We start from the raw sequence: 14,903 nt of genomic DNA on the forward strand, positions 1-14,903 counted from the left end.
TTTTACAGTAAAATTAGTTCGAAATTTAATCGGGTTAGGCATTTGGCGTGCTTGAGTTTACACCCATCACTGGCACTAGTTCGTCCGTAAGTTCAGCAAGGTATTGCTCTTGATAGCCTAACTTCTGAAACTCAGCAATACACGCACGATAATATGCTTGTCGCTGTTGTTCAGTGGTGTTTTCATCAGATAAAGGTTCTACTTGTTTAACTTTCATATTATTTTTCTAAGTCCTTTAGAAATTTTTATTTTTTACGACTAAGAATGACAGCGTATAAATTTCCGCCACATTTTAGCTAAAAAATTTACATAAATACAACACAATGTTTAAAAAACAATCATACCAAAAAGTTATATCACTGCTGTAATGTTGCTAAGCAGTGGAGTAACCATATGCGAGTGAAACTGAATTAAAGGTTAATTGCTCTTTATACCTAGACTTCATTATTAATGTGAAAACAATTAATTAAAAGACTTAATGAGCAGTTTAGGCAATGTCTCACAAACAATAGGGCAAAAAAAACGCCGCTAGTTAGCGGCGTTGATAATTTTTTAGTTTATTCCTTCAAGCTTAGTCTGCTTGTGGGCGCATATGTGGGAATAAAATAACATCTTTGATAGTTGATGAGTCAGTAAACAACATGACTAAACGGTCAATACCAATCCCTTCACCCGCTGTTGGTGGTAAACCATACTCTAACGCGCGAATGTAGTCTTCGTCGTAGTGCATTGCTTCATCATCACCTGCGTCTTTTTCTTCAACTTGGCGAGAAAAACGCTCAGCTTGATCTTGTGCATCATTAAGCTCAGAGAAACCATTTGCTAGTTCACGGCCACCAACAAAGAATTCAAAGCGGTCAGTTACAAATGGGTTTTCGTCGTTACGACGTGCAAGTGGAGACACTTCCCACGGATACCCTGTGATAAATGTAGGTTGGATAAGCATATGCTCAGCCGTTTCTTCAAATATTTCACATAAAAACTTACCCGGGCCCCATACGCAGTTTTCAGGAATTTTAACATGCACTTGTTTAGCGTACGCTTTTAATTCTTCAAAGTGGTTTTCTGGGTCGTTAAATACCGCAGCATCAAACTCAGGGTTATATTTTAAGATTGCGTCGCTCATGCTTAAACGTGTGAACGGTTGACCAAAGTCATACTCTACTGAATCAATCACTTCACCGTTTTCATCTTTAGTGGTGTTAACAACGATTGGGCTACCCAATACGTTAGTTGCAACTGTACGTAACATGTCTTCGGTGATGTTCATTAAATCAATGTAGTCAGCGTATGCTTGGTAAAACTCAATCATGGTGAATTCTGGGTTGTGACGCGTTGATAACCCTTCGTTACGGAAGTTACGGTTAATTTCGAATACACGGTCAAAACCACCTACTACTAAACGCTTTAAGTAAAGCTCAGGCGCAATACGTAAGTACATGTCGATATCAAGCGCATTATGATGAGTCACAAACGGACGCGCAGATGCACCACCAGGAATAACCTGTAGCATTGGCGTTTCTACTTCCATAAAATCGCGGTCTGCTAAAAAGCGACGAATACCTTCAACCACTTGTGAGCGAATACGGAATGTTTCACGCGTTGCTTCGTTAGTAATTAAATCAACATAACGCTGACGGTATTTCGTTTCTTGATCCGATAGGCCATGGAATTTTTCAGGAAGTGGACGAAGTGACTTAGTCAGTAGTTCGTACTCAGCCATATCTACGTATAAATCACCTTTACCCGATTTATTAAGCGGCCCTTTAACACCAATAATATCGCCAATATCAAGCTGGCCATATTTTGCTTTTAAATCTTTTTGAACGTCTTTTGATGCATAAACTTGTACACGGCCTTTCATATCTTGAATAGACATAAACGGACCACGCTTAGCAAGAATACGACCTGCAATCGATACTACGTGCTGTAATTCGATTAATTCTTCTTTACTCTTATCACCAAACTCAGCCTGCAAATCTGCCGTGTAATGCTCACGACGGAATTGGTTTGGATGACCGTTGGCTGGGCAATTTGCGCGAATAGCGTCTAATTTGCCGCGACGCTCAGCGATTAACTTATTTTCGTCTTGGATTTGATCAGTCATTTTTTAGCTCTTTTTTAGCTTGGTGGTTATAAGCCAGATTTTAAGCTGGCTTCAATAAATTTGTCTAAGTCGCCATCGAGTACCGCTTGAGTATTACGGTTTTCAACGCCGGTACGTAAATCTTTAATACGCGAGTCATCAAGTACGTAAGAACGAATTTGACTTCCCCAGCCAATATCAGACTTGTTGTCTTCTTGGCTTTGCTTTTCTGCATTTTGCTGTTGTAGCTCAAGCTCAAATAATTTCGCTTTTAACTGCTTCATTGCTTGGGCTTTATTTTTATGCTGCGAGCGCTCGTTTTGACACTGCACCACAGTATTAGTTGGCACGTGAGTAATACGTACCGCTGATTCAGTGGTATTTACGTGCTGACCACCCGCGCCTGATGCACGGTAAACGTCTATACGCAAGTCAGACGGATTAATGTCAATTTCAATATTGTCATCAACTTCTGGGTAAACAAACGCAGAAGCAAACGAGGTATGACGACGACCACTTGAGTCAAATGGACTTTTACGAACGAGGCGGTGTACGCCTGTTTCAGTGCGTAACCAACCATAAGCGTATTCCCCAGAAAAACGCACCGTTGCGCCTTTAATACCGGCAACATCACCATCGGTCGCTTCAACAAGCTCTACTTTAAAGCCTTTTGCTTCACCCCAGCGTAAATACATGCGAAGTAAAATATTACACCAGTCTTGCGCTTCAGTACCGCCAGAACCTGACTGTAAATCAAGGTAGGCATCGTTTGAATCGTGAGAACCTGAAAACATACGACGAAACTCAAGCCCTTCAAGCTGCTGATTTAAATCAGCTAGTTCACTTTGTGCTTCATCAAAGGTGTCTTGATCTTCGGCTTCAACAGCAAGCTCTACTAACCCTTCAACGTCGTCAGTACCCGCCACTAAGGTGTCAATGGTTTCAACAACGGCTTCTAGTGCTGACTTTTCACGACCAAGGGCTTGTGCGCGCTCAGGTTCATTCCATACGGCTGAATCTTCAAGTTCGGCGTTAACTTCTTCTAAACGTTCTTGTTTAAGAGCGTAGTCAAAGGTACCCCCGAAGCAGTTCAGTACGTTCGCGAATTTCCTTGATTTGATTAATCACAGGATTCACTTCAAACATGTACATTACTCCAAAATGGCTAGGTTATTGCGCACCTAAAAAAGAGACTGAGCGCAATTAAAAATCATCAAATAATAAAAACGCCCGATTTTAACAAAAAACCGCGCGTTTTATTAGCCTTTTATGCATGGTTTGAAGATATTTTTTAGCCCACTTTTTCAAGCTCTCTTACAATTAGTTGTAAGCTAAATTTACCTCTAAATTCATTTATATCGAGCTGGTACGCTACTTTAACAAACTGCGCCTCGGTATCTGGCCACGCTTTTACATCAATGCCAAAAGCTATGGCGTCAACTAAACGTGCAGATTGGTGTTTAAGGACTAACTTTAGGTGTTTTTCACCCACAATGCGCTGCTGTATCACTTCAAAGGTGTGTTCAAATATCGGCTCAGGAAATTGCTGCCCCCACGGGCCTGATTGCTTTAATAATTGTGCAAAATCCATGCTAAAGCAGTCGTTAGGTAGCTCACCATCGGTAAACACAATGCAACGTTTACTTTCTTCACTGAGTTGCGCGCTGACCGCACTTTCAAACGCACGTTTAAACTCAGTAAATTGCTGCTCGTTAATACTTAACCCTGCCGCCATTGCGTGGCCGCCAAATTTATTAATTAAACCAGGCTGCGCGGTGTTTAATCCCTCAAGTAAGTCGCGCATATGCAAGCCTTCAATAGAGCGACATGAGCCTTTAATTTCACCGTTTTCACCACCGGCAAATATCACCGTTGGGCGGTGGTACTTTTCTTTTAAGCGCCCGGCTAAAATACCAATTACCCCTTGGTGCCAATCGTCTTGGTACAAACAAATGGCATCGGGCACACTGTCTTCTTTAAAGGCGAGCCTATCGAGCACCGCTTGCGCTTCTACTTGCATGCCTTGCTCTATTTCACGTCTGGCAAAGTTTAAGCTATCAAGCTCACCGGCTATGCGTCTTGCTTGATTTATGTCGTTGCTAAGTAAACACGCTATGCCTAGACTCATGTCGTCTAAGCGCCCTGCTGCATTTAAGCGTGGAGCAAGCGAAAAACCAAAGTCACTGGCGCTCAAACGCGCGGCATTGCGATTAGCCACTTCAATCAGTGCGGTAATACCTGGGCGAGTTTTACCGCTGCGAATACGAGCCAAGCCTTGGTGCACTAAGGTGCGGTTATTCGCATCCAGTGCTACCACATCGGCTACCGTACCTAACGCTACAATATCAAGCAAATCAGCTATATTTGGCATAGGATGATGGTTAAAGTAGCCTTGTTCACGCAGCGCACTTCTCAGGGCAATGAGTAAATAAAACGCCACCCCAACACCAGCTATCGACTTAGAAGGAAAATCACAGTCATGACGATTAGGATTAACAATAGCATCGGCATTCGGCAGTTGCTCGCCTTGTAAATGGTGATCTGTAACCAGTACTTTAATGCCTGCGGCTTTAACAATATCAATGCCTGCGATACACGATATGCCATTATCGACGGTGATCACTAAATCGGGCTTCATTGTCACTATTTGCTCAGCCAATGCGGGGCTTAAACCGTACCCTAAACTAAAGCGGTCTGGTACTAGGTAATCTAAGTGAGTAAAGCCAAACATGGCCAGCCCTTGCATTAAGGTGGCGGTGCTGGTTGCGCCATCGGCGTCAAAGTCGCCCACAATAAGTATTTTGCTTTGTGCGTGTAGGGCTTCAATTAACAGTTGGCTGGCTTTGTCTATATCTTTAAAAAGTTTGAAGTCGTGGAGTGTAGCTGCGCTATTGTTTAGCTCATCGGCATGGGAAACATTTCGCGTGGCATAAATTTGCTTAATAACAGGGTGAAGATGGCTCGGCAGATGAGAGTCGTCAACGGGTTCTCGCGCAATGATCATTTTTTTCATGCTAGTTTTTAACTTATGATGTTCATGATAATAAGACAAAAAAAGGCCATAAAGGCCTTTTTAAACACATACTCGCGGTATTGCTTAGCCCGCTTTGTTAGCCTCAAGCGCTGCGCTTAATGCCGCAGCAGGCTGATAACCTGGGATCATCGTGCCATCTTCTAAAATAATAGCCGGTGTACCGCTAATACCAAAACTCTGGCCTAACTGATAATGCTCAGCAACAGGTGCGCTACAGCCTTTAACAATTTGGGTATCTGCACCTGATTTAGCTTCAGTTAATGCTTCTTGCTGATCTTTAGCACACCATACATTCATTAAATCAGCGTAACCAGATCCTTGCAGACCGCCACGCGGAAACGCTAAATACTTAACGGTAATACCCGCATCAAGTAAGTCATCTAGTTCACGGTGTAATTTACGACAGTAACCACAGCTAATATCGGTAAATACAGTAATGCTGTGCTTCTCTTCAGGCGCTTTGTAAACAATCATTGAGTCTTCGTATTCTTTTAACCCTGATTGGCGCACACCATTAAGTGCTTGCTCGGTTAGGTTACTACGGTTGTTTAAATCGATTAGCGTACCTTGCATTAAAAATTGACCGTTAGGACTTGCATACAGCACACCTTTATTGGTGATCAATTCTTTTAAGCCTGCAACTGGGCTTGGATTAATTTGTTTAACGGTTACCCCTAGCGCGGCAAATTTCGTCACGATAGGATCATTGGCATCGGGTGTTACTGCAACGCCATTAGCAAAGGCGCTCAAACTAGTGCACAACATGGCACCTGCTAACATTAATTTTTTCATAACGGGTTCTCTATCTTAAAAATACTTATCTTATCGTGTCTATATGACCGGCTTAGTGACAAAAAAATTCGCTTAAGCACGAGGATGATGCTCAGCATGTACCGATTTTAATCGTTCATTCGCTACATGCGTATAAATTTGGGTAGTTGATAGGTCGCTGTGGCCAAGCATCATCTGCACCACACGCAAGTCAGCCCCATGATTTAATAAATGCGTTGCGAATGCATGTCGCAAGGTATGGGGTGATAACGGCGACTCAACGGATGCCAAAATAGCATAGTGTTTGATCCGATGCCAAAAAGTTTGTCGTGTCATGCCTACCCCTCGTTTAGAAGGAAACACAAAATCGGTGGCATGTTTTATCATTTGTGCTCGCCCAAGCTTTAAAAATTGCTCGAGCCAGTACATGGCCTCTTCACCTAATGGCACTAATCGCTCTTTGTTACCTTTACCTTTTACAAACACCACAGCTTGGCGCAAATTTATTTGCTCCATTCTAAGCCCCACCAGCTCGGTTACCCGCAGCCCTGTTGCATACAGTAACTCCAGCATGGCTTTGTCGCGCAGACCCATTGGCTCTTCAATATTGGGGGCACTTAATAGCGCCTCTACTTCGGCCTCAGAAAGCGTTTTTGGTAACGACTGCCCCGCTTTAGGCTGAGCAATATTAACCATAGGTGAGTCGCCAATTATTTTTTCGCGTACAAAGTACTGATAAAAACGTTTTAATGCACTAATACTGCGTGCAGTACTGCGTGGTTTTAGCCCTAAATCAACGCGGTGTGCTAGGTAACTTTCAACGTCGAGGCTGGTTACCGTCATTAAGTTTTCGCCTTTTAAAAATTGGCAAAACTTATCTAAGTCACTGCGATAAGCGCTCAGTGTGTTTTCACTTACGCCTTGCTCTAAATAGAGGCTATCTAAAAAGGTTTCTAAAAAGTCGCTATTGCTGCTTAGCTCAGTATTTTGTTCAGGTAAATCGTCAGATAGCGTTGTCACGTTGTGATCTCATGTTGGTAATACCACGGGAGAAGGTATCAATTAAAAATACCTTACGGTAAACTTGAGCCTATCATAACAGGCAATTACACAGTGATAAATACGATGCAGATTGGTTTATTTTTTGGTTCTACTACCTGCTATACCGAAATGGCGGCAGAAAAAATACGCGACATTATTGGCGCCGATATCGTCAGTTTACACAATATTAAAGACGAACCGCTTAAAAACGCTGAGCAATACGACTTTATCATTTTTGGTATCTCAACGTGGGACTTTGGCGAAATTCAAGAAGATTGGGAATCAAAGTGGGACGACATAAAAGACGTTGACCTAAATGGTAAAACTATAGCCTTATTTGGCATGGGCGATCAGCAAGGGTATGGCCAGTGGTTTCAAGACGCGTTAGGCATGCTTCACGACGAAATAAATGCCCAAGCCATTACTCAATTAGGCTTTTGGCCGAACGACAGTAATTACGAATTTGAAGCGTCCAAAGCCCTTACCGAAGACGGTAAACAGTTTGTAGGTTTAGCATTAGATGAAGACAGTCAGTACGAGTTAAGCGACGAGCGTATCGCCACTTGGGTAGAACAAGTGATGACAGAGTACGCTGAAACCCTATAACTCACTATTGCAAAGAGCGCTGCCATGCAGCGCTTTTTAATTCTTAACTATTCTACTTTTAACCAGTATTGGTTACGGTAAAAAAAGCCCACATAACCGCGCACTTCTAGTTTTTCGCCATTTTGCTGCGGTGTTAAACGCACGCTGTAGGTTTTACCGTTATTTGGGTCGAGTATTTCACCGTCTTCCCAACTACCGTCACCCGCATAGGTCACATCTTCAATAATGGTCATCCCCAACATAGGCTGATTCTTTTTATCTCCATCACACTCGGTGCAAAGTGCATCTTGCTTGGCTTTATTGAGTATTTTTTCAATTTTACCAGTCAGCACGCCATCTTGCTCAGTAATGCGTACGTACGACTTAGCCTCGTTAGTCTCTTCATTAATAGTTTTCCAAAGCCCAACCGGTGTGGGGTTAGCAAAAACCTCAGAGGTGTTAAATAAGCTACCCGCTAAAAGGGCTAGTAATAGTATTTTTTTTGTTTTTTTAGTTAATAAATTCATCAGATCACTTTAAACATGAGTCAATAATTGTGCCATACTAACAATCCTTTATAAAACACTCTACGTAAAAATGCTTTAGGCATACAGCGTGGTATTACATATTTAAATAAAACGCCTTGCACAGTGCAATGAAGTCTTGACTGTAAGCATTACTTAACTCCCTTATGCATAGGGTGCTTTTACTTACTTCGCAATCATCAAAACTAAAAGTCATCAAACTGCGGCTAAAGGGCTTATTTGGCATAGCTTGTACTTGGCAGTGACGATTTAAATACAGCCCTTGCTGCTGTGCTAATGTTATAAATAACTGCGCCTCAGTGGTGGGTAAAATAAGATTAAAACGCGAATGTTGATGACTTAGGTGCTTAAACGCACCAAGCAGTTCTGCAAAGCTTAAACCATCGGTATGTCGAGCGATATTTCGCGCTGCATTATCACCTTTTAAACTGTGATTGAAATAAGGCGGATTAGCTATAACACAATCAAATAAACCAGCAGCCTCAAACTGCTGAATAGACTGATGGTAAATACTAATATCCGGCCAAGGACTTTGCAGGCAATTTTGTAAAGCCTGCTGATAGGCGGCTTCATCAACTTCAACCGCACTCACCTTTAAATGTGGCGCTCGTTGCTTACACATTAGGGCCAGTAACCCTGTACCTGTTCCTATATCAAGTAACGTATTTGCCCCACTTAAATCAGCCCATGCGCCCAGTAAAATACCATCGGTAGAGACCTTCATGGCGCACTGGTCGTGCTCAACCTTAAATTGTTTAAATGCAAAACCAGACATTTTTTCACCTTTTCATTCACCAAGCAGGTTTAAGTGCGTATAATTAACGGCAATTGTCCCCTATTTTTGACACTCTATGCAATTTTCTGAATTTGATCTTGATGATAAGCTACTCAATGCTATTAATAAAATGGGCTATGAAACTCCCACTAGCATTCAACAACAAGCCATTCCTGAGGCGTTGCAAGGACGCGATATTTTAGCGTCTGCACCAACAGGTACAGGTAAAACGGCGGCATTTTTAATTCCGGCAATTCAATATTTAATGGATTTTCCGCGTCGTGATCCGGGCTTTGCACGGGTATTAATTATGACCCCAACGCGCGAGCTTGCTTATCAAATTCATGAACAATGTGAGTTACTTGCAAAGCAAACCCAGTTAAAAATTGGGGTGGTTACCGGCGGTATAAACTACGGTACACACAAAGAAATTTTTGAAAATAATAACGACATTTTAATCGCCACACCTGGGCGTTTAATGGAGTATTTGGAAACCGAAAACTTCCACGCAGAAAACGTAGAAATGCTCATTCTTGATGAAGCCGACCGCATGCTCGACATGGGTTTTCGTAAAGAAATGCTGCGCATTTGTGATGAAGCTAAAAACCGTCGTCAGTGCTTTTTATTTTCAGCCACCCTTGAAGGTGACAGCGTAGAATTATTTGCTGAGCGTATTTTAAACGACCCCGCGCTACTTGAAGCCGAATCATCACGCAAAGAAAAAGCTAAAATACATCAATGGGTTCATTTAGCGGATGATTATCATCATAAACTTGAGCTATTAGTTAACACCTTAAATGGCCCTGACGTAAGTAAAGCGATTGTGTTTGTAAAAACCCGTGAGCGTCTTGAAACCCTTATTGGTGAACTAACCAATAACGGCGTAAAAGCTGCGTGGCTACGTGGTGAAATGCCACAAGACAAACGCATGAAAGCCATGGAAAATTTCCACAGTGGCAAAACTCGCATTTTGGTAGCAACTGATGTCGCCGCGCGCGGTATTGATGTAGCTGATATAAGCCACGTAATTAATTTTGATATGCCTCGCACTGCGGATGTATACGTACACCGTATTGGCCGTACGGGTCGTGCTGGTAAAAAAGGTATTGCAATTTCACTCATTGAAGCGCACGACATTGGTATACTTTACAAAGTAGAACGTTACATAGAGCAAAAGCTAAAACGCCGTGTATTTAAAGGATTAGAGCCAAAGCATAAAGAAGCCAAACCACCGGTTAAAAAGCGTAAAGATCCAGTAAAAATGAAAGCAAAGAAAAAAGCCAAAGCTAAAAAGAAAAAATAGCTTTAGCTTTAACACATTTAATTGAGCCGACGTTTGTCGGCTTTTTTGTGGCTTAAAAACAGTGAGTAAGCTATTCATAGTAATATGTAAAAAATACTTAGCTGAATAACTAATTAATAAAATAGTAATTTATTTCAAATAGTTAATCTTGGAATGAAACTTGTAACCCTATCGAATATACGAGTATTAAAACGCCGAGTAATGGCATTGTTTTTTAGTAACACACTAAGGATATAGTTATGAGTCGCATTAAATTTACTATCGGTTTTATTTCGTTTTGTTGTTTATTTTTATTAGCCTCTGCTTTTAAAGTCAGTGCAGCAACGCATTTAGCTGTAGTTAGCAGTGTGGCTACACAACCTAATTTACAACAATCTATTACTCATGAATTGCGCACTAACCCAAATTTAAAGTTAGAAAAACTAAACGTACACGTTAATGACGGTGACGTTGAACTTAAAGGCGAAGCCAATAACGGTTTTGAACGCGCTCTTGCACAAAAGTTTTTAGAAAATATGGATGGGGTTAAAATCATTCATAACAAAATTAGTGTCATTTAATATAACTTTTTCTTAACTAATACACTTAACTTATCCCTCAGCGCTGCTTGTTTCTCCAACACAAGCGGCGCTTTTTTTATAGTTTGCACAATATAATTCACTGCAGAGCATATTCCCAAGCCAGTTTAAATACTTAATTAAATGCCTTTTAGTTTACGCATCAATCGCGACGCTCATTGCAGCTGCTTATACTTTTGAAACCTTTATTTATAAACACTTATTATAAAGCGCTTACATCAAGCTTGGGCTCTAGTTCGGTTGATTAAATAATCTATTTTGAGATGAGAAACCTTATCGATATAGTTTTCTAATTGAGGCGTTTTAAGGCGTTAGCGCAAGGCTTTAATTACTTCAGGTTATCAATTGAGTCTGTTGTTCTTTCAAGGTTGAATTTGCAGCAGTCTGTTTGGTATTTAGCCAAAGGTTCTGCCCAGGGACATTTACTCTTTGTTGTCGATATGGATGGTGGTAAGGAGTGTGAGCTGGACACGGAAGCTTTGCTCGGTTTTTACTTATTCTTACATGGATGTAAGCCAGTAGAATAAAGCAGGAGCAGTTATCGAGCCCACTAGTCAACAAACCTCGCGTCTCGATTAAATAGCTCTTAGTTTGAACTAATTTTAATCCGCAAAGGTCAACAGACCCTTATATTACTTATTATAAATAGCGCGTTTTACTTTGTAAAAACGCGCTGATAGTCAGTAACTATTTCCCAATGCTTTTACCTTCGGGGTTTTAAATTATTTACTCACCTTGGCTTGCATCAGTATTATTGTCACCCTCTTTATTTGCTGACTGCAGATTTATTTTATCACTTATCATGGCATCGAGTTTTTCACCGCCCTTTATACCAAAATCCAACGTACGAATAGGAAACGGAATACTAATATCAGCGGCATCGAGTGCTTGCTTAACGGCCACAACCCCTTTGTGACGCACTGTCATAAAATCAGGCTCACCAGGGTATTTGATCCAAAACCACACCAACAAGTTTATACTGCTATCACCAAAGCCTTCGGCATAAACAGCGGTTTCATTTTTGCGGATCACAAAGTCAAATTGGTTAATTTTGTCGACGATGACCTCACTGGCTTTTTCTATGTCGTCAGCGTAAGAAATACCCACCGGCACTTCGATTCGTCTTACCCCTAAGGTACTGTAATTACGCAGTACATTTCTAAATAGTATTTTATTAGGTACCAGTATCAATTGCCCGTAAAAGCTCTCTATTAGTGTGTTGCGCAAGTTTATTGAGTGTACCGAACCAAACACATTATCGGTTTCTATGACATCACCCGCTTTAAACGGTTTACGAATTCCCATGGCAATACCCGCTATCAGGTTTTCGGTCATATCTTGAAAAGCAAAACCAATGGCAAGACCAACAATACCTGCACCAGCAAGCAGAGAAGTGACGGTACTTTTTAAGCCCATAAAATCAAGGGCAATAAATACCCCCACACTCAGTACAATAACTTTAAATATTGAGGCCATTAAATCGGCAATTTGCGTAGAGTCGAGCGAGCGACGTAAAACATTTTTCATTCCTTTGCCTGCCAAACGGGCAATAAATGAAAATATAATGGCAATAATTACTGCAACGATAAAGTTTGGGATATGACTTATAACTACATCAAACCAACCGCCAAGCTTTTCTTCTATCAACTTTTCGGCTTCTGTAATTGAGGGAATTGAGAGCATTTATTTTATACCTTAGTTAGGGTTAGTAATCTAAGGCCTGCAAAAATAACGCCAGTATAAAAAAGCCATGCAATGCATGGCTTATTAAATACTTTAAACGATGAGTTAGTTTTGCTCTTCGCGTAAAAATACCGGTTCAAGTTCTTTGGTGGTAGCCTCTGGGCTAAAGTAATAGCCGGCCACAGTAAACTCTTTGAGTTGGCTTAATTGAGTCACTTGATTTTCAATGATGTAGCGTGCCATCATGCCGCGCGCTTTTTTAGCGTAAAAGCTAATCACTTTATATTGGCCGTTTTTACAGTCTTTAAAGTGTGGTGTAATAATGTGTGCGTTAAGCGTTTTTTTATCTACTGCTTTAAAGTATTCGTTAGAGGCTAGATTTACTAAGTATTGTGCATCTTGTGCCGCTAATACGTCGTTAAGTTTATTAGCAATAATACTGCCCCAAAACTCATATAAGTTTTTACCCCGGCTATTTTCAAGTTTTGTACCCATTTCTAAGCGATAAGCCTGCATTAGATCAAGCGGCTTTAATACTCCGTATAATCCCGAAAGTATACGTAAATGGTCTTGAGCGTAATCAAGCTGCTTAGTAGTGAGGGTATTAGCATCTAACCCGCCGTATACATCGCCGTTAAAGGCAAGCACGGCCTGTTTAGCATTATTAGTAGTGAATGGTTGTGCCCACTCACTAAAACGCGCTGCGTTGAGGCCTGCGAGTTTATCGCTAATTTTCATTAAACTGCCAATTTGCGCAGGAGTTAGTTCACGGCATACTTTCATGAGCGCTTCGCTGTGCTCAAGTAATTCAGGTTGAGTGAACTTATCTGTTGCGGGTGGCGTGTCGTAATCAAGATTCTTTGCTGGTGAAATAACAGTGATCATAGTTAGCTATTGACTTGTAAATTATTTAATGTCAATTTCAACATTAAATGAAACGAAAAGCACGTTTTGTTTAAAATTATCCTACCTAAAACTCAACCGTTACCGTTTTTTTATTGATAAGGACATAAGACCTATCAAGCATTATCACACTGTTGCAGTATAGCTATATTAAGGTAGTTTAGATTTTCTTTTAACTTGCTTGGAATGAGGAAAAGCAAATGACTAGCGCTCTACAAAGGCTTAAACAACATTCTTCTATCGTGGCCGACACGGGCGATATAGAAGCCATAAAAAAATATCAACCTGAAGATGCGACTACCAATCCATCGCTACTTTTAAAAGCGAGCGAGATTGAAGCTTACAAACCTTATCTGGATAAAGCATGGCAGTATGCAAAAGAAACAGAGCAGCAGCCTGCAAAACAGCTAGAGCTAGCTTGTGATTATTTTGCAGTATTACTTGGTAAAGAAATCAGTGAAATTGTACCGGGTTATATTTCTACCGAAGTTGATGCACGTTTGTCATTTGATACCCAAGCAACAATTAATAAAGCACACACGCTATTGAGCCTTTACGAAAAAGAAGGCGTAAGCAAAGACAAAATTTTAATTAAAATAGCGTCAACGTGGGAAGGTATTAAAGCGGCTGAGCAATTAGAAAAAGAAGGCACTAAGTGTAACCTTACTTTATTATTCAGCGATGCCCAAGCGCGCGCTTGTGCTGATGCAAACGTATTTTTAATCTCTCCATTTGTTGGCCGTATTTTAGATTGGCACGTGGCAAACGGTATGGAAAAACCAACCGATCCGCTTCAAGATCCGGGTGTGCAATCTGTACGTAGCATTTTTGAGTTTTACAAACGTCACGACTACAAAACCGTAGTTATGGGCGCAAGCTTTCGTAATACTGGTGAAATTATTGCACTTACAGGATGCGATAAGCTAACAATTAGCCCTAATCTTTTAGAAGATTTGGGTAATTTAGAAGGTGCTGAAGAATACTTGCTAGCAAGTGATATTGCTAAAGAGCCAAAACCTGAGCCACTTAGCGAAACACAGTTCCGTTGGTTACATAACCAAGATGCCATGGCGACTGAAAAACTCGCTGAAGGTATTCGCTCATTTGCAGATGCACAGGAACAATTAGAAGCACGCTTTAAAGCGATGTAGCTAACCGCTGTTTTAAGAGTTTAAAAACGTCGCTTATTGCGGCGTTTTTTATACCTACAATTTTATTTTAAATACTCGCCTTGTCCCCATTTAATTGCTGTTCTCATTGTTCTTCATCAAAATACCACCCGTTAGTAATAGTTTCGTCACATTTATATTCTATTTTATTAATAGCTGTGGTATTGATACTGCCGAGGTTCAAAAAGTGGTCAATAGGAGATAATCAATGGATAGCCTAAACGAAATAATAGAGATATTAGAAGGTTCTGATACATCGAAAAAAACCTCTCAAAAAAATAAAAAAAGAAAATGGCGCGAAATAGAAGCAATAAAAGATAAGCAACGTTTGCGCAAAGAACTACAGGAGCTTGACTATTTTGCAGATAGTGTTGCTATAGATGAGTTAGAGTTTTAACCAACATAAGCAACTAAAAAGGCTTTCATTAAT

At 40.8% G+C, this 14,903-nt stretch carries 15 protein-coding genes; 5 read left to right on the top strand and 10 right to left on the bottom strand.

Features of this window, described 5'->3' with window-relative positions; translation table 11 throughout:
• Nucleotides 1-34: 34 nt before the first annotated feature.
• The 6 genes from LOC50_RS11040 to xerD form a co-directional block, all read right to left on the bottom strand.
• Nucleotides 35-217, bottom strand: a complete 183-nt coding sequence (locus LOC50_RS11040) for a hypothetical protein (RefSeq protein WP_036980126.1) — start codon at nucleotides 215-217, stop codon at nucleotides 35-37.
• A gap of 354 nt (nucleotides 218-571) precedes the next feature.
• Entirely contained in the window at nucleotides 572-2,107 is a 1,536-nt protein-coding gene (gene lysS / locus LOC50_RS11045; RefSeq protein ID WP_008467803.1) for a lysine--tRNA ligase, read from the bottom strand.
• 26 nt (nucleotides 2,108-2,133) lie between these two features.
• Nucleotides 2,134-3,232, bottom strand: a protein-coding gene (prfB, locus tag LOC50_RS11050; protein WP_096038752.1) for a peptide chain release factor 2 whose coding sequence is annotated in 2 segments (ribosomal slippage) — nucleotides 2,134-3,156 and nucleotides 3,158-3,232 — 1,098 coding nt in all. Because the reading frame shifts where the segments join, the coding sequence is not laid out codon by codon here.
• Nucleotides 3,233-3,377: 145 nt separating this feature from the next.
• Complete coding sequence (gene recJ, locus LOC50_RS11055; RefSeq protein WP_069439885.1) at nucleotides 3,378-5,099, bottom strand: single-stranded-DNA-specific exonuclease RecJ; 1,722 nt, start codon at nucleotides 5,097-5,099, stop codon at nucleotides 3,378-3,380.
• A gap of 84 nt (nucleotides 5,100-5,183) precedes the next feature.
• On the bottom strand, nucleotides 5,184-5,912 hold the full coding sequence (dsbC, locus tag LOC50_RS11060) for a bifunctional protein-disulfide isomerase/oxidoreductase DsbC (protein ID WP_250653227.1): 729 nt from the start codon (nucleotides 5,910-5,912) through the stop codon (nucleotides 5,184-5,186).
• Between the two features lie 72 nt (nucleotides 5,913-5,984).
• On the bottom strand, nucleotides 5,985-6,911 hold the full coding sequence (xerD, locus tag LOC50_RS11065; RefSeq protein WP_250653228.1) for a site-specific tyrosine recombinase XerD: 927 nt from the start codon (nucleotides 6,909-6,911) through the stop codon (nucleotides 5,985-5,987).
• 105 nt (nucleotides 6,912-7,016) lie between these two features.
• On the opposite strand from xerD, the gene fldB reads away from it, so the two are divergent.
• A complete protein-coding gene (gene fldB / locus LOC50_RS11070) occupies nucleotides 7,017-7,538 on the top strand; it encodes a flavodoxin FldB (RefSeq protein ID WP_008467792.1) in 522 nt (173 codons plus the stop codon).
• Between the two features lie 47 nt (nucleotides 7,539-7,585).
• On the opposite strand, the gene LOC50_RS11075 is transcribed toward fldB, so the two are convergent.
• Complete coding sequence (locus LOC50_RS11075) at nucleotides 7,586-8,044, bottom strand: DUF2147 domain-containing protein (RefSeq protein ID WP_016900533.1); 459 nt, start codon at nucleotides 8,042-8,044, stop codon at nucleotides 7,586-7,588.
• Between the two features lie 94 nt (nucleotides 8,045-8,138).
• On the bottom strand, nucleotides 8,139-8,837 hold the full coding sequence (locus tag LOC50_RS11080; protein ID WP_250653229.1) for a tRNA1(Val) (adenine(37)-N6)-methyltransferase: 699 nt from the start codon (nucleotides 8,835-8,837) through the stop codon (nucleotides 8,139-8,141).
• A gap of 76 nt (nucleotides 8,838-8,913) precedes the next feature.
• On the opposite strand from LOC50_RS11080, the gene srmB reads away from it, so the two are divergent.
• Complete coding sequence (gene srmB, locus LOC50_RS11085; RefSeq protein WP_036980134.1) at nucleotides 8,914-10,140, top strand: ATP-dependent RNA helicase SrmB; 1,227 nt, start codon at nucleotides 8,914-8,916, stop codon at nucleotides 10,138-10,140.
• A 239-nt stretch (nucleotides 10,141-10,379) separates the two neighbouring features.
• On the top strand, nucleotides 10,380-10,700 hold the full coding sequence (locus LOC50_RS11090; protein WP_036980135.1) for a BON domain-containing protein: 321 nt from the start codon (nucleotides 10,380-10,382) through the stop codon (nucleotides 10,698-10,700).
• A 744-nt stretch (nucleotides 10,701-11,444) separates the two neighbouring features.
• Here the strand turns inward: LOC50_RS11090 and LOC50_RS11095 are convergent.
• Together LOC50_RS11095 and yaaA are read right to left on the bottom strand one after the other, a co-directional pair.
• Entirely contained in the window at nucleotides 11,445-12,401 is a 957-nt protein-coding gene (locus LOC50_RS11095) for a mechanosensitive ion channel family protein (protein WP_036980137.1), read from the bottom strand.
• Between the two features lie 105 nt (nucleotides 12,402-12,506).
• The gene (yaaA, locus tag LOC50_RS11100; protein ID WP_036980139.1) at nucleotides 12,507-13,286 is read right to left on the bottom strand and encodes a peroxide stress protein YaaA; all 780 of its coding nucleotides are present in this window, start codon (nucleotides 13,284-13,286) and stop codon (nucleotides 12,507-12,509) included.
• Between the two features lie 218 nt (nucleotides 13,287-13,504).
• Between yaaA and tal the strand changes: the two genes are divergently transcribed.
• Together tal and LOC50_RS11110 are read left to right on the top strand one after the other, a co-directional pair.
• Entirely contained in the window at nucleotides 13,505-14,455 is a 951-nt protein-coding gene (gene tal, locus LOC50_RS11105) for a transaldolase (RefSeq protein ID WP_138626496.1), read from the top strand.
• 226 nt (nucleotides 14,456-14,681) lie between these two features.
• Nucleotides 14,682-14,870, top strand: a complete 189-nt coding sequence (locus LOC50_RS11110) for a DUF3545 family protein (protein WP_008467780.1) — start codon at nucleotides 14,682-14,684, stop codon at nucleotides 14,868-14,870.
• Nucleotides 14,871-14,903 lie beyond the last annotated feature (33 nt).

The organism is Pseudoalteromonas sp. SCSIO 43095, assembly GCF_023650455.1.
In the GTDB taxonomy this organism is placed as follows: domain Bacteria; phylum Pseudomonadota; class Gammaproteobacteria; order Enterobacterales; family Alteromonadaceae; genus Pseudoalteromonas; species Pseudoalteromonas tetraodonis.

Excerpts from the sequence above, each read along its gene's own strand:
- LOC50_RS11040 (WP_036980126.1), bottom strand. The coding sequence starts at position 217 with ATGAAAGTTAAACAAGTAGAACCTTTATCTGATGAAAACACCACTGAA.
- lysS (WP_008467803.1), bottom strand. The coding sequence starts at position 2,107 with ATGACTGATCAAATCCAAGACGAAAATAAGTTAATCGCTGAGCGTCGC.
- recJ (WP_069439885.1), bottom strand. The coding sequence starts at position 5,099 with ATGAAAAAAATGATCATTGCGCGAGAACCCGTTGACGACTCTCATCTG.
- dsbC (WP_250653227.1), bottom strand. The coding sequence starts at position 5,912 with ATGAAAAAATTAATGTTAGCAGGTGCCATGTTGTGCACTAGTTTGAGC.
- fldB (WP_008467792.1), top strand. The coding sequence starts at position 7,017 with ATGCAGATTGGTTTATTTTTTGGTTCTACTACCTGCTATACCGAAATG.
- LOC50_RS11075 (WP_016900533.1), bottom strand. The coding sequence starts at position 8,044 with ATGAATTTATTAACTAAAAAAACAAAAAAAATACTATTACTAGCCCTT.
- LOC50_RS11080 (WP_250653229.1), bottom strand. The coding sequence starts at position 8,837 with ATGTCTGGTTTTGCATTTAAACAATTTAAGGTTGAGCACGACCAGTGC.
- srmB (WP_036980134.1), top strand. The coding sequence starts at position 8,914 with ATGCAATTTTCTGAATTTGATCTTGATGATAAGCTACTCAATGCTATT.
- LOC50_RS11090 (WP_036980135.1), top strand. The coding sequence starts at position 10,380 with ATGAGTCGCATTAAATTTACTATCGGTTTTATTTCGTTTTGTTGTTTA.
- LOC50_RS11095 (WP_036980137.1), bottom strand. The coding sequence starts at position 12,401 with ATGCTCTCAATTCCCTCAATTACAGAAGCCGAAAAGTTGATAGAAGAA.
- yaaA (WP_036980139.1), bottom strand. The coding sequence starts at position 13,286 with ATGATCACTGTTATTTCACCAGCAAAGAATCTTGATTACGACACGCCA.
- tal (WP_138626496.1), top strand. The coding sequence starts at position 13,505 with ATGACTAGCGCTCTACAAAGGCTTAAACAACATTCTTCTATCGTGGCC.
- LOC50_RS11110 (WP_008467780.1), top strand. The coding sequence starts at position 14,682 with ATGGATAGCCTAAACGAAATAATAGAGATATTAGAAGGTTCTGATACA.